This is a genomic window from Tropicibacter alexandrii, assembly GCF_003667315.2.
GTDB classification, from domain to species: Bacteria; Pseudomonadota; Alphaproteobacteria; order Rhodobacterales; family Rhodobacteraceae; genus Tropicibacter; species Tropicibacter alexandrii.
On the sequence record NZ_RCTZ02000025.1, the window covers coordinates 1 to 13362 of the forward strand.

Genomic DNA, 13362 nt, shown 5'->3' on the forward strand with positions numbered 1-13362 from the left:
CGGGGTGTGCTTCTTCTGGTCCATAGGGTTCATCCTTTGAGAGTTTTACTCTCCGGTAAACCCGGGGCGGTTCAACCTGACGACAAGGTGATATTCATTGCCATAGTCCAAGGTGTCTTTGGTGAAGGTGATTGAGCCAGTTTGCAGCGTGTTGCCACCACGTTGCGTCTTGCTAGGCTTCAGATCACAATCGTATCTTGGCGGCATGTCAGGATGCGTACTTTCCTGTCCGGCATGGCTGCGGAAGAAATTTGAGATGTGATCAACAGGGCAACCGCGGATGAGTCGAAAATCCATCTTTGTGCCCAGATAGTCAGCGCGTGTTCTGCGCACCGGGGGATCATAGGCCAAAGAGATGCGGATGGTCCGCTTGCCACCGGTCTGAAATTCCACAGGAATAGGAATGCGGTAGATTGCGAACTTATCGATATCGAGTTGATCTTCGGCAAAGTAGATAACGCGATGATCATCCGAATAGACCGCTTTGACAGGATCGACCAAGCCGTTACCTACGACAGAAGCCGTTTCCAAGGCGTCCATCGCCTGAAGCCGCGTAGTCATTTCATCTGGAAAGGAAGCGGCACCTGCTAAGAGCGCGCGAACGAGATTGGCTGACGCTTCCGGGAAACGCTGCAGCAACAAGGCCGCCTTGCGTGCAAGAAGAGGGGTCGCAATCGAGGTCCCACTTGCGGACGTAAAGAGCTGCCGAACGAAGTCATGGTTGAGCGTGGTAATACCAGCTTCCGGCACAATGGGAGCCGATTGGAGCGACCGTGTGACCGCGCTAAACAGCATCGTACCGCCTAAATCAGAAAAATCGGGCTTCGTAATGCCCCCAGCTCCGGGACCGGCCCGGGTAAAGGGGGACGGCTCATTTGGGCCCGCCGTGATCGCACGCACATGTGCATCATCCCTGTGCTGTGCAGCAAGTCCGCTCCCATGAGAAAGCGAACCGACAGTCACTACGTTTGCGGCTCCTGAAGGCTCGAAAATGCGGTTGGCTTCTTCGAGAAGGTACTGAGGGTACTGAGTGACACCTTGCTCAACTACATTGCCACCACGGGGAGACCGGTTACCTGCTGACACAAACACCAGAACATCAAGCTCACGTGCAAGTTCGTCCAGTGTCATAGCCCAAGGTCCGACCCGTCCGCGCTCAAACCAAGATTTCTTGTCCCCAAGCGACAAGACAAAGATCCTGCAACCATACCGTTCGTTGAGACCCCGGAAGACCGTCCGCATTAGATTTGGCAGTGTTCGCCGGTCATAGAACTGCCCGTCGTCTGTGATAATTTTTGCGGAAACCAACCGCACTGACTTCCGAAGCTGCCCGCTTGCTATTTGGTCTCTCAGATCGCCAAAGACTGCCGCCCCACCGACTTTGGTCCCGTGACCCCAGATATCTGCTGCTGAAAGGCCTGTATCGAAAGTTTCAGATGCAATGAGGACATCTTCCAGCAGTGGATGCGCATTGATACCGCTGTCAAGCACAGCAACGATTGGCGCATCGGGTGACACTGGTTCAGCAGCGGGAAGGTCTTCAAGCGCCATTTCAACGACAGGCTGCGCCTCAAGATCTGGCTCGGGGGGGTGGTCGATTAGTGCGACCTCAGGCACAGACAATACCGGTCGCAGGGCTTGTCCTGGCGCTTGGACCCGCATGATGGTCAGGGACGGCCCCACGTAGGTGTCGAAAACCTCTCCGTTGCGGGCCTCAACAAAGGCCCCGATTTCTTCGGCCTTGCGGCGACGAGCCGGTGCACCTGCAAAGTCCCAAAGCTCAATGTCCACAAGATAGATTTCGTTGTCCTGAAAATCTGTAGCGCCGGTGAAGCCGCGCTCGAGCAGGCGGATGCCAAGCCGATCCCTTGGCTCAAGCGTGGATACGCTTTCGATCCGGTCAATAAACCCCGCAAAACTGCGGTCTTTTTGACCAGCGGGTTTTGGGCCCGCGTAAGCTGCAAGCTTTCTGCGGAATTCTGTCAGTTCCTCGGTTGAGGAAAACAGCACCAAGGTGTTATCATCGTCGCTTGAGAGCAAGCGAAGCCCAACACCTTCCCAGTCGTCCTCCATCGACATCCCATTCATCTCAACCTTGAGGATCAGGGACGGATCTACGAATTCTACCGGTCTTTGCAAGCGCTGCGTCTGGATCGCGTCGTCGACCTCAGCGCTTACCCCTGTCCCATGTCCTTGCGTTCTGCCCGGCTTGGGCGGAGGGCGACCGGTTTTGCGTCGATCAAGATTTTCTGGCAACCGAACAAGCGGCAAATGATCATACTGGGGCAAGGGTACTTACCGAGATTTAGGTGCCGAGCCGTTCAGTACGCTTTGCGCGACGTTTGGCATCATCAACGGCAATGTTGAAATGACGAAGAGACACAGTCTTAGCGCGTCCCAAAATTGAGAGCTTAATGGATTGGGTGCAAATCTTATCGAGTTCAGCGTAGGAATAGCCTTTGACCGTAGAGGCCTGTTCTGCCGGAACGAAGTCAGCTTTGACGTTTTTGAAAGCGTTGGTCAGAAACTTCCTTGTCATTCTCTCATCAGGTGCGTCAAACCAAACGACCTCATCAAACCGACGCCAGACAGCCGGGTCGAGAGATTGATCAAGGTTGGTCGCAGCCAACAAGAAACCGCTTGGTTGTATCTGATCAATGAAGAGAAGAAGACTATTCACAACGCGGCGCAACTCGCTGTGTTCCCCACCGTCGTCGCGTGACCGCGCAATCGCATCAAATTCGTCGAGAAACAGGACGCAGGGTTGACGGCGGGCAAACTCAAAAATCTTGCGAATGTTTGTGGCAGTCTCGCCAAGATAGGATGACATCAGACGATCAAGTTGCACAACAAAGAGAGGTAACCCCAGCTCATGTGCGAAGACCTCAGCACAAAGTGTCTTGCCGCAGCCAGGCGGTCCACAAAACAGAAGCTTTGAGCGCACAGGTAAACCATGCTGTTTGATCTGGTCGGATTTCCGGAATTCACGCAAAAGCCCAGTAAAAAGCCGTACGTTCTCTGTCGACATTAAGATGTCTTGCGCAGTCCGGTTTGGCTCAATGCGCTGAATAAACTCACTGGCTTCATCGGGAAAGGGGATGAGAGGGGCAAGCCCTTTGGCCGGAACGCTGTGCCCAAGATTCTCGAGCGTCTTTCTCAAGGTCCGTGCCAGGACGTTGTTTTTCTTCTTTTCTTCCTCACCGATGATCTGTTCGGCGACTGCACGAAACGCATCCTCTTGGCCATAACTGGCCAGAAGTTTTTTCATGAGTTCGCCGCGTGCCACCTGATTTTCTCCTCGTTTATGGGAAAATCTTAGCCCACACAGATACAAATGACCATAAAAACCTGACGGAATAGCTCTTACAAATGAGCCAGAATTGCGGCTGCATCAATGGCCGGATTATGCCCAAAGGTTTCAGCGTTTTCCATTGACTAAGTTTACCTTGATCTATCTGGCCCTGGATCAAATTAAACTTACTGCTCACCATTGTCTGCAACAGCCAAATCCAACTCTGGTAAGTCCCGCAGTGTCTCCAAATCGAACGTCACCAGAAACGTCTCAGTCGTGACAAATGTATGTGGCGCGCCCGCGCGTGGAGCCCTTGGTCCACTGGCAATCAGCTCCTTGAAGCGGAGCCGCGCGAGCAGATCGCGGCTCACGTCTTTGCCAAAGATGTCCTTCAGCCCTGCCCGATCAATCGGCTGATGATAGGCGATCGCGCAGAGCACGCCCATCTCCATCTCAGTGAAGGCCATCGACTGGTCGCCAAGGTCTGCCGCCGCCTTGATCACATCTGCAAACTGCGTCTTGGTCCGGAACATCCATCCTCCAGCAACCTGCGCCAGTTCATAAGGCCGACCAATCAACTCCGTCTTAATATCCTCAATCAGCATCTCAACCGAGGCCCCCTGCCCCACCACGCGTGCCAAGTCGTCATGGCCAACCGGCGTGCCACTGGCAAACAGAACCGCCTCGATCCGCCCCATCCATTCGCGCCAGCGCAGCTCTTGCGGCAGATCTTCAAGCTCACGGTCAAAGACGCCTTCGCGTCCGGCCTCCTTCGGTCTTGTGTGCTTTTGTTTGGCTTCGGAGGTTATGGCGGTGCGGGTCATCGCACAATCCCATACAGCCGGAACGTAGCCCGTCCAGTGAGCTCACGCGCGACGCCCAGTTCGACGAGCCGATCACAAAACCGGCGCGCAGCGCGATCGGTCATCGGAATGGTGCTGCCCTGGATTGTTGGTGACAGCATCATTGAAGGCCCAATCGCATCTTCAGTAAGGAACAACGCGACGGCCGCATCAGATCCTTTGGCGCGCAGCTTCGGAGCCGCGGCCTGCAGCAAAGTCGCCCGCGCTGCCAGATCGCGCGCCAAGCGGATCGTATCTTCGATAGACATCAACAGGCGCGCCTGAACTTTCAGATCCGCCCCCTGCCCTTCTTCAATCAGGTCGCGCAACATCTTTTTCGTAAGGTCTTGTGCCGTGACAGGCAGCAGTGACATCCAGTTCAATGCCCGCGCAAGGACAATATCCGAGAGCAGACAGGCGATCTGCTCCGCCCGATCATCCATTTCCAGAACCGCGCGCATCACGGCAATACATCCCGCCAACGGTCCATGGGATTTTGCGCAATCGGCACCAACCCCTATCACCCTCAAGACATCATCGGCAAACGCCGCGCCAACCAAGCTTTGCACACCGTCGTGCCAGTCCCGCCCCGTCAATTTGAGACGCGCCGCATCTCGCCAAAACGCCAAGATATCACCATCGGGGCCGCGTGCCTCTCCGGGCGGTGCCAAGTGGTAAGCGTCGCGGATATCAGCCTCTCGGGCAAGACGGCCTTCGAGTTTAGACGTCGCCGTGGCCGCTCGTAGTGCAAGCTGGTTGGCCAGCAGTTTAAGAGGCACGCCTTGGGACGGATCGCTGACCAGTTGATTTAATACCGTGAGCGCTGCTCCAGACCGAAATGCCACAGTTTCAAGGGTTTCGGCACGTCCAGAGGTGACCCAGCCCGGCAGCTTGGGTAGAGTGTTCACGTCGTCAGAGACAGTTGCGGGCTGATAGGTCATGCCGAGACACTAACTCGCCACGGCGCTTAATTCCAGTAAATACCACTCAAACCGCCCCACCTTACAGCTCTTTGATATGTCCAATAAGTTTGCATTATCGGACACAAAATGATATGCTCAGCGGCATGTCAGAAAACACCGAGAAATCGAGCTCCGAAGCGCCAATCGGGCCTTCGTCCAACGAGGACAACGAGAGAGATCTCCCTGACGGCGGGGCCTTGAGCCTGCCGTCCTTTGTCGCCGGTTCCGGCAGTCTCGATCGGCTGGTGGACACGGCCCGAGACTATGCCCGCGCCGCGGCCTCCGAGAACACGCTGAAGGCCTATGCAAAAGACTGGGCGCATTTCGCTCGGTGGTGCCGGATGAAAGGCACCGAGCCCCTGCCCCCGTCGCCGGAGATGATCGGGCTCTACCTTGCCAATCTGGCATCAGGGTCGGGCCCCTCCCCTGCCCTATCCGTCTCGACCATCGACCGCCGCCTGTCGGGCCTCGCCTGGAACTACGCGCAACGCGGCTTCAACCTTGATCGCAAAAACCGCCACATCGCCACCGTGCTGGCCGGGATCAAGCGCAAGCATGCGCGTCCCCCGGTGCAGAAGGAGGCGATCCTGGCGGAGGACATCCTCGCGATGGTGGCCACCCTTCCTTTCGACCTGCGCGGGCTCCGGGATCGGGCGATCCTGCTCATGGGCTACGCCGGTGGTTTACGCCGCTCGGAAATCGTCAGCCTCGACGTGCACAAAGACGATACGCCGGATTCCGGCGGCTGGATCGAGATCTTCGAGAAAGGCGCCCTCCTGACCCTCAACGCCAAGACCGGTTGGCGTGAAGTCGAGATCGGCCGGGGCTCCAAGGATCAGACCTGCCCCGTGCATGCGCTCGAGCAATGGCTGCACTTCGCGAAGATCAATTTCGGCCCGGTCTTCGTCGGCACCTCACGGGATGGCAAACGCGCGACCGAAACCAGACTGAACGACAAGCACGTCGCGCGCCTGATCAAGCGTACGGTGCTGGACGCGGGTATCCGATCCGAGCTGCCCGAAAAAGACCGACTGGCGCTGTTCTCCGGTCATTCGCTGCGCGCCGGCCTCGCCAGTTCGGCCGAAGTTGACGAGCGCTACGTCCAGAAGCAACTCGGTCACGCCTCGGCCGAGATGACCCGCCGCTACCAGCGCCGTCGTGACCGGTTCCGCGTGAACCTGAGCAAAGCCGCAGGTCTCTGACCCCCTGCTCCATCACGCCGCCTGACCGCTGAGCCTGCCATAGAAGCTCCGCTCGAGATGCAGCTCCCCTGCCCCGGCCTTCTCGACCATGCCGCGCAGATAGCCGCCCGGCGAGGAAACTTCGCCGGCACAATGCTTCTCGAAGACGAGCGCGAGCGCCGCTGTCGCCACCTGTTTGCCCAGCCGGTCCTGTGCCACGTTCCAGGCATGTTCAGAAATGCCGATCATCGGCCTGAGTTGACCAGCAACCCGGTGCAGATCGCCCCAATCCTTCAGGAACCCGCCCAAATTGCGCGCCCACGACGCGAATTCGGGACAGGCCTGCATCACAGTGGGCAGATCCAGCGCTGCGCGCTTCTTGCGCACCTCGGCTACCCATTCTTCCAGCTCCCTATCAACCTGATCTTCGGGTCGAGCATTGGGCACCACGGCCACGGCTTCCTCTTTTTCAGAGGAATTACGAATTACAGGATCAAGTTGGTTTGTAATTAGTATATGGGGGTCAGAAATGACCTCCCTGGGGTTCATTTCTTGAGTGGTCTTAGTAACTTGCTCCTTGGTTTCCGGCGTGTTTTCCACAGGTTGAACGACCTCTGTTGCCTTGAGATAGGCAGCTTCAACGCGCTCCTGGAGCTCCTTGAACCAGGTTAGCAGCCGCTCAAGCTGTTCTGAAGCTTCATGGCGGCGAGGAAGCCGGTCCAGAAGCTCCTCGAGGAGACCCGTGAATTGCGTCCAGGGTCCTCGCAGCGCGCTGCTGACGGCCGCTTCGATCCGAGCGCGGATCATACGGCGTGCAACCGTGATCTGGCGCTTCAGGCGCTGGCAGAGCTCGCGTTCAGCCTGCAACTCGGCATGAAGCTCCTCGAATTCCTCGACACGCGCCGACAGCGGCGACAGATCGAAGCCGTAGGCCTCGACGATGCGCCCCTCGGCGTCCCTGCGGCCCCACCGCTTGCCGTTTGGGCTGTCCTGGAAGGAGATCACGCCGATCTCGGCCAGGCGCCGTGCATGGCGCTTGAGTGCGGAGAGCGAGAAGCCCGTCTGTTCCATCAGATAGGCGTTCGACGCCCAGACGATCGGGCGCTGCCCCTCCTCCCAGTCCTGGGCCTGGGTAAAGGCCCCGAGCGTGTCGAGGAGCATCATGTCTCCGGCCTTGAGGCCAATATATGCACCGACCCGCTTCACGGCCACGAAGGCCCGCGTTTTGGGTACAGCTACCTGTTCACCGGCTTGGGCAAGTTGCTCTGCAATGCCAAGACCCGGTGTCGGCTTGCGCCAACCTGTATGTTTCATGGATAGTTCTCGCCTCCTCTGCTTGATGGAGGGCAAAAGAATCCCGTTCGCTCAGGAGCGTTGCTGTTGACAGTGATTCGCCAGAGAACTATCTTGATAGCGACCAAACTAGTCTTGATAAGCTCTCAGGCCCTCAGCTTGGGGGCTTTTCTTTTGCCGTTATCTCAAAGCATATCCGCTCCTGTTTCTTACCTCGTTTGGATCGAAGACCACCGTCTCCGCGGCTCCTGCCTCTTACTTCGATCCGTGTTTCTCCAAATACTCAGCGATGACATCACTCAAACCTCTGAGAATGTCCTCGTCCAATGTTAGCCCCGTGGCGGCGACCGAGAGCTTCCCGCCCTGCCCTGTAATACTCAATTTCCGCGAACCGATCTTTCGCTGTACAGTGAGTTTCTTGGGGCTCTGCGATTTCTTTTTTGCAGGCTTGGACTGCTTCTCAGTCAGGTCACCAAGAACCTTTTCGAGGTCACGGTGGCTGAGATCGTAGACATCTTTGCACGCGTGCAAAATCTCAGTTCTAGCGGCATAGACAGCGCGACCACGTGATACCGCGCTGTTATGAACACCCACACGCTTGGCGAACTCGGTTGCAGTTATCTTCTCGTCCGGTTTGGCATCTTGTAGCCGCTCAAACATCTCGCCTATCGAAACCAGTCGCTCGAAAGCGCTGAGGTTTTCACGTTCCTCATTCTCCCGGAAGCGCATGAATAGCATCTCGAACTGCTCTTCACGGGAACCCCGAAGGGATTGTGGAACCAGAATGGCGCGGACAGGCAATCCCAAAGCTTCAAGGATCGCATGGCGTCGCCGACCCACGATCAACTGGAACGTCACGCCTTCTATGTTCTCGGGCTCACGTTCATCCGGTCGCCAATCAGGATCCGCTGGCCGAATATGAATGGGCGTATCTTGACCATTCTTCTCGATACTCTCTTTGAGCTTCTCGAATGCCTCTTGGTCGCGCCAATCTTCACGCCGGTCCGATCCAATCACGTCCACGATCTGAGACGGATCAATCTGCAACTCATGTCGACCCGCGAGAATGCGCTCCACGATCTGTGCGCGCTCAACGTGAAGCATCTGGCTGGCGTCTGAAAGCGCTCCGGCCTTCCAAGCACTGCCAGAGCCGCCCAGTCTTGGCTTAACCCCACCAACCAGTTTCGCTTCGTCTTCGTGAACCTGTTCGCGTGCAACAGATTCAGGAGCCGCAGACACATCTTCATCTGGGCGCGTGGGCTTTTTCTTGAGGACCGAGCTGCTCAGTGTTCGCTTCATTCGGCTTCCTCCTCGAAATTGTAGAAGTTCTGCATCCAATCCTCGGCATAGCCACGCTCAAGACCGGGCCAGAGGCGTGAGACGATGGCGTCATTCACTGCGTCAGCATTCTCGATGAACCTGTTGATGCCTTTTCGCTTGCCTGGCGTATCTGGGTCGTACTCGTAGACGGATTGATAAACGTCCGATGCGTTCGAAATAGCATCAGAGCGAAGATAGAATACCGGCAGCACCTCATCTGGGCAGTTTTCGAGCAGGTTGCCGACCTGTGTGAGATCTTGCTCATTTGTTCTCTGCACGATCGTGGGCAACAGCATATGTGCCGCACCGCCCATATCGATCCGATCCGTCGCGAAAATGTGGCGCAGCATGGTGAGGAGACCAGTCACAAAGGTGGACAAGGTCGCAATGTCGAACCCTTTCATCGTCTGCGGGATAATCAACGAAGTAGACGCCATCACATTATTCAGCTGGAACAGTGTCAGCGCAGGCTGATAGTCGATAATGATGCAGTCCAAGGTCTCGTTGAGGGCACTTTCAAGCTTCGCTTGGTCGACCCTACCGTTGCTCACAAGTTCATTCGGACGGGTGACCGGTGGATGCCCCTCATTCCAACGATCTATGGAGTCTCTTAGGAACCTGTAGAACCGCTTTTCCGGGGTGCCCGCTCGCAACAACCTAGCGATCTGAATTTCACCTTCTGAAGTTTCGCCATGCGCAGGTACTAGCCGCACGCCCGGCCAAGAGGTTTTCTTGAAAAACCCGTCAAGCGTCTCCGCATCATAGTCAGTGTAGGGGATGGATTCGTCGGTCTGAAACAGCCCCGCGAAGTCAACCATCGTCGGAGTTTCGTCATCTGGCAAAGTTGGCATTTCTTCGCCGCCAACAAAATAGAGCGTGATCGTGCTCTGGGGGTCAGCGTCCATGACGCCGACTCGCATGCCGTAGTGCAGACTCAGGTACTGAGCGAAGTGCGCAGCACTAAGCGACTTCGCAGTTCCACCTTTCTGACTTGCAAATGAAATGACGGGCAAAGGATCGTCGAGTTTGCGCCAAGCAAGAAAATGCTCAGGCCGCTTTGCTGAGGCAGCCATCAAAGCCCGGATGTGCATCAGCTCCGTCAGGGTGAAAACACGTTCGCGCCCTACATGTTTGCCGGCAGGAAAATCCTCATTGTCCTTAGCGAACTTCGTCAGATGCTGATGGCTAATGTTCAGGAAGCGAGCACATTGGCGCATCGACCAAGAGCGCTTGATGCGCTCACGCATAGTCAACTCCTTGTTGACCGAGACCATGGTCCGGCCAAGGCCCCGCTCGAGCTCTTGAAGGAACTGTTCTATACTGCCGCCCATTACACCGCTCTCATTTCGACTCTCTCAAGGAATCGCTCCGAGTTGTAAATAGCACGGTTTTTGAGGAAATGTACAGATATTGTACGCCTACAGGATTTCCGGCGCACAATATGGGCTACTCCGATTGAAAATACGGACAGCAACCTGAGCCGCCGAGTTGTTTTTGCACGCGTGCAAAAACCTCGAAACGAGGAAAAGTCAGACCGCCGGAGCGGTCTGGCTGATAGCTTACTCAGCGTCTTTGGGGCACTAGGGGATGACCGCCTGCTGGGACGGATCGTCCTGGTTCAGGTGGGAAAGAACGCAACGGGAAGATCTCGAAAGACGGGGACAGGACGCTGAGAACGCTGCTGGAGCTCGGTGCGAGCTCTGTCATCAGGCGGGTGACTTCAGGGCGGGAAACGCCGCTCTATGGCTGGGTGAAACGCCTGATCAATACTGGCCAGCCACCGCAGCTGGTGACCGTAGCTCTGGCCAACAAGATTGCGAGGACCGTCTGGTCAGTCATGACCGGGAAGGCCGAGAATAAATCTGAGAAGGCGGTGCTCACCGTTTAAGCAAGGCGAGAAACACAGAGACCGGGAGAGCGTGTACTTCGAATGATGAAAACCGGTGCCAGCCGGAGATCAGGAAAACCCGTACGCGAGACCGCATTGTCATATGCGTAAGATTGATAGGGACCATGATCTGCGGACTTCATCAGGGCCAGCGGATTCCGCCGCGACGAATAGGCCGGACACATGAGCGCACTGAACTGGAAGTCGGATTTCGAAAAATGCTTGACCGATGGGTGTCCACACATGTTCCCGCGAGTAATGCCCCAAAGGGGCAGGGGAAATTTCTGGTGCGGTGCGCATTGCTGCCCGGACGAGTGGCGCTCAGTCCCGACCCGCCGGTCCATCGCTACCTTTTCCAACCGGGATCAGATCGAACCCGCGGAACATTTGCCCTGTCAGGCATCCCAGGGGAGGTTAGGGGTCACCCGTCCTCGATCTCCTGACCTTGTGCTTTCATGGCCTTTAGCAGGTACCGGGGCAGTGCATCTCTTCCAAATGCCCGCAGATCGTCGTTGAAATCGCCCCTGGCTGGCACGAGATCGCCACAGTCAATTCCGAGCAATTCTATTTGGTTACGCAATCTCATTGATGCATTGCGTCCTGCGTCGTCATTGTCCCGCGCGATCCAGATGCGCCTGATCCTCGGCGTCGGAACGAAAAGGCCGAGATGGTTGGCAGTAAGACAGGAGGCGAGATCGAATTCGGGGAGGGCTGTGCCGACCGAGAGAGTGTTCTCGAGCTCTTCGCCGACGATGAGATCGGAGCGGCCCGTGTCGGACCAGAAGCGGGCGGCATAGCCGTGCAGGTTGTCCGAGGATCCGCTTCGGGCTCTCGATTTCGGCCAAACGGCCGATGGACGGATCTAGATAGAACCGCGCACATCCGGTAATCTGACCCCGGTTGTCGGTGATCTTGGCCAGCAGGGCAGGGGCCCTTTGCGGCGGATCGGTATCGTGCTCACCCTGCCACAGGAAGACCCGCGGGTGATAGAGCAGGGCCGGGCCAAGACGTGTGATGCCACGCCTCTGCAGATAGGTGGCAGCCAGGGTCCCGAGCACCGGCTGGCCAGCGGCGAAAAATTTTCGCGCCCGCGAGATGCGTTTGCCGGAGCTCCATCCGGGTGCTCAGCTTTTCGCGGCTCTCGTGGCACGGTAGGGCAGGGGGCTTCACCGAGAAGTGCCTGGGCTTCCCTCAGCGTCTCGTTCGGCGTAACCGAGCCATGTCGTTCCTGCAGCAGGTCGATCAAGTCGCCGTATTACCCCGTCGCATAGTCGACCTAGGAGCCAGCTTTGCGCCCACCTTCAGCTTGCAGGCGGATGGCGAGACTTTGCCCCTTAGCGCAAGAGGTGTCGCCAACCTGCCAAAAATTGCCCTGCTTGCGCCCCTCGGGAAAATACTGGCGGCAGAAACTCTCGGCACGGGTCGCACGTTCGACCACGAGGTTTGCGATGCTGCACCGCGCGCTCACGAACCGGCATCCGCTGCGCTGACACCAACCGGGTGCTCGGCGAATGCTGCATGGGTTAGCATGTGCGAGTCGGGTGCTTGAGAGTAAGAGCAACCGTTTTCGAGGCCAGCTGTTTCCAGAAGCCGCTCCAAAAAATGTGACGCTTGAAAACTCTGCACAATTTGGATGACTGGACTGGGCAGATATGGCATGTTCACCATTCAGTCGTTTCGCGACGGCGCTTGGCCGAACTTTAGGAGTTGGGTTGCTCCGGATGCAGGAACGTTGCATGGCTTTAAGTCCTCCAAGCAGCTTTGGATGATTAATACCAAACAAAGAGGACGGGAACTGGAATTGCCAATTTCGCCACGCACTCCGAAACTCGTGATCTTTGACTGTGACGGTGTGCTTGTCGACTCCGAGCCCACCTTCAATCGCGTCTTGCACGAATATTTGCTTTCAAGTGGCGCACGTTTGTCACTCGTCGAATGCCACAGTCTGTTCGTCGGCAAGAGCAGACATGATGTCGAACGTTACGTGAGCGAAAGAGGATTCCGCCTTCCAGCGAAATGGCCGCAGGACTTCTACGACAGCGTTCTCGACGCCCTCAGGACAGAGGTTGCGCCAATTCCGGGCGCCCGTGAGGCGGTGGCGATGATTTCGTCGGCTGGCATTCCGCTCTGCGTAGCCTCCAATGGGCTTCTGGCAAAGATGCATGTCACTCTGGAGCGGTCGGGTCTGCTTCCTTGGTTCGAAGGAAAGATGTATTCGGCTTATGATGTCGGCGCAAGTAAACCCGCGCCCGATGTGTTTTTGCATGCGGCTGAAATGAATCGCGCTGCGCCAGAACACTGCGTGGTAATCGAAGACAGCGCAAGCGGATTCGAAGCGGCTTCCAATGCTGCGATGACCTGTTTTGCTTACGACCCGAAGACGACGTTGGAACCAGAGAACCTCTTCGACGCACGACGGTTAACCGATATGGCTGACCTACCGAAACTGTTGGGACTTTGAGAGCGGCTGATACTTGGTCGGCAACCAGCTTCGCATGGACCGGACGGCGTGAACCGGGCTGCCCAATCTCCATCGGAACAAACAATACGTGTGGCATGCGAGGGAACAGGCCCATCTGGTATC

The 13362-nt window shown here is 56.8% G+C and carries 10 protein-coding genes and 2 pseudogenes; 3 read left to right on the forward strand and 9 right to left on the reverse strand.

Annotated elements, in window-relative coordinates; genetic code table 11:
- Positions 1-45 precede the first annotated feature (45 nt).
- The 4 genes from D8Z78_RS21180 to D8Z78_RS21195 form a co-directional block, all read right to left on the reverse strand.
- Positions 46-2073 carry a S8 family peptidase gene (locus tag D8Z78_RS21180; protein ID WP_164933050.1) on the reverse strand — a complete coding sequence of 676 codons (2028 nt, stop codon included), beginning with the start codon at positions 2071-2073 and terminating at the stop codon, positions 46-48.
- 232 nt (positions 2074-2305) lie between these two features.
- Complete coding sequence (locus D8Z78_RS21185; protein ID WP_064224187.1) at positions 2306-3286, reverse strand: AAA family ATPase; 981 nt, start codon at positions 3284-3286, stop codon at positions 2306-2308.
- A gap of 191 nt (positions 3287-3477) precedes the next feature.
- On the reverse strand, positions 3478-3990 hold the full coding sequence (gene scpB, locus D8Z78_RS21190) for an SMC-Scp complex subunit ScpB (protein ID WP_235602403.1): 513 nt from the start codon (positions 3988-3990) through the stop codon (positions 3478-3480).
- A 122-nt stretch (positions 3991-4112) separates the two neighbouring features.
- Positions 4113-5075 carry a DUF1403 family protein gene (locus tag D8Z78_RS21195; protein WP_064224186.1) on the reverse strand — a complete coding sequence of 321 codons (963 nt, stop codon included), beginning with the start codon at positions 5073-5075 and terminating at the stop codon, positions 4113-4115.
- A gap of 113 nt (positions 5076-5188) precedes the next feature.
- Here D8Z78_RS21195 and D8Z78_RS21200 point away from each other — a divergent pair, with 113 nt between their 5' ends.
- Positions 5189-6298, forward strand: a complete 1110-nt coding sequence (locus tag D8Z78_RS21200) for a tyrosine-type recombinase/integrase (protein WP_121632676.1) — start codon at positions 5189-5191, stop codon at positions 6296-6298.
- A gap of 12 nt (positions 6299-6310) precedes the next feature.
- On the opposite strand, the gene repC is transcribed toward D8Z78_RS21200, so the two are convergent.
- The 3 genes from repC to D8Z78_RS21215 all read right to left on the reverse strand — a co-directional run bounded on the left by repC (position 6311) and on the right by D8Z78_RS21215 (position 10221).
- On the reverse strand, positions 6311-7591 hold the full coding sequence (gene repC, locus D8Z78_RS21205; protein ID WP_121632678.1) for a plasmid replication protein RepC: 1281 nt from the start codon (positions 7589-7591) through the stop codon (positions 6311-6313).
- 234 nt (positions 7592-7825) lie between these two features.
- A complete protein-coding gene (locus D8Z78_RS21210) occupies positions 7826-8869 on the reverse strand; it encodes a ParB N-terminal domain-containing protein (protein ID WP_121632679.1) in 1044 nt (347 codons plus the stop codon).
- Positions 8866-10221, reverse strand: coding sequence for a nucleotide-binding protein (locus tag D8Z78_RS21215; protein ID WP_206169720.1), 1356 nt, complete (start codon positions 10219-10221; stop codon positions 8866-8868). Before D8Z78_RS21215 ends, D8Z78_RS21210 begins: the two co-directional genes overlap by 4 nt.
- Before the next feature lie 299 nt (positions 10222-10520).
- Here D8Z78_RS21215 and D8Z78_RS21220 point away from each other — a divergent pair.
- Positions 10521-10778: pseudogene (locus D8Z78_RS21220) on the forward strand (IS110 family transposase); the annotation flags it as partial.
- A gap of 421 nt (positions 10779-11199) precedes the next feature.
- Here D8Z78_RS21220 and D8Z78_RS25115 read toward each other — a convergent pair.
- Positions 11200-11640 carry a toprim domain-containing protein gene (locus D8Z78_RS25115; RefSeq protein ID WP_210180112.1) on the reverse strand — a complete coding sequence of 147 codons (441 nt, stop codon included), beginning with the start codon at positions 11638-11640 and terminating at the stop codon, positions 11200-11202.
- Positions 11639-11836: pseudogene (locus D8Z78_RS25380) on the reverse strand (DUF7146 domain-containing protein); the annotation flags it as partial. The pseudogene D8Z78_RS25380 and the gene D8Z78_RS25115, both read right to left, overlap by 2 nt.
- A gap of 599 nt (positions 11837-12435) precedes the next feature.
- On the opposite strand from D8Z78_RS25380, the gene D8Z78_RS21230 reads away from it, so the two are divergent.
- The gene (locus D8Z78_RS21230; RefSeq protein WP_164933051.1) at positions 12436-13239 is read left to right on the forward strand and encodes an HAD family hydrolase; all 804 of its coding nucleotides are present in this window, start codon (positions 12436-12438) and stop codon (positions 13237-13239) included.
- Positions 13240-13362: the final 123 nt, after the last annotated feature.

Excerpts from the sequence above, each read along its gene's own strand:
- repC (WP_121632678.1), bottom strand. The coding sequence starts at position 7,591 with ATGAAACATACAGGTTGGCGCAAGCCGACACCGGGTCTTGGCATTGCA.
- D8Z78_RS21195 (WP_064224186.1), bottom strand. The coding sequence starts at position 5,075 with ATGACCTATCAGCCCGCAACTGTCTCTGACGACGTGAACACTCTACCC.
- D8Z78_RS21210 (WP_121632679.1), bottom strand. The coding sequence starts at position 8,869 with ATGAAGCGAACACTGAGCAGCTCGGTCCTCAAGAAAAAGCCCACGCGC.
- D8Z78_RS21180 (WP_164933050.1), bottom strand. The coding sequence starts at position 2,073 with ATGGAGGACGACTGGGAAGGTGTTGGGCTTCGCTTGCTCTCAAGCGAC.
- scpB (WP_235602403.1), bottom strand. The coding sequence starts at position 3,990 with ATGGGGCGGATCGAGGCGGTTCTGTTTGCCAGTGGCACGCCGGTTGGC.
- D8Z78_RS21200 (WP_121632676.1), top strand. The coding sequence starts at position 5,189 with ATGCTCAGCGGCATGTCAGAAAACACCGAGAAATCGAGCTCCGAAGCG.
- D8Z78_RS21230 (WP_164933051.1), top strand. The coding sequence starts at position 12,436 with ATGTTCACCATTCAGTCGTTTCGCGACGGCGCTTGGCCGAACTTTAGG.
- D8Z78_RS21215 (WP_206169720.1), bottom strand. The coding sequence starts at position 10,221 with ATGGGCGGCAGTATAGAACAGTTCCTTCAAGAGCTCGAGCGGGGCCTT.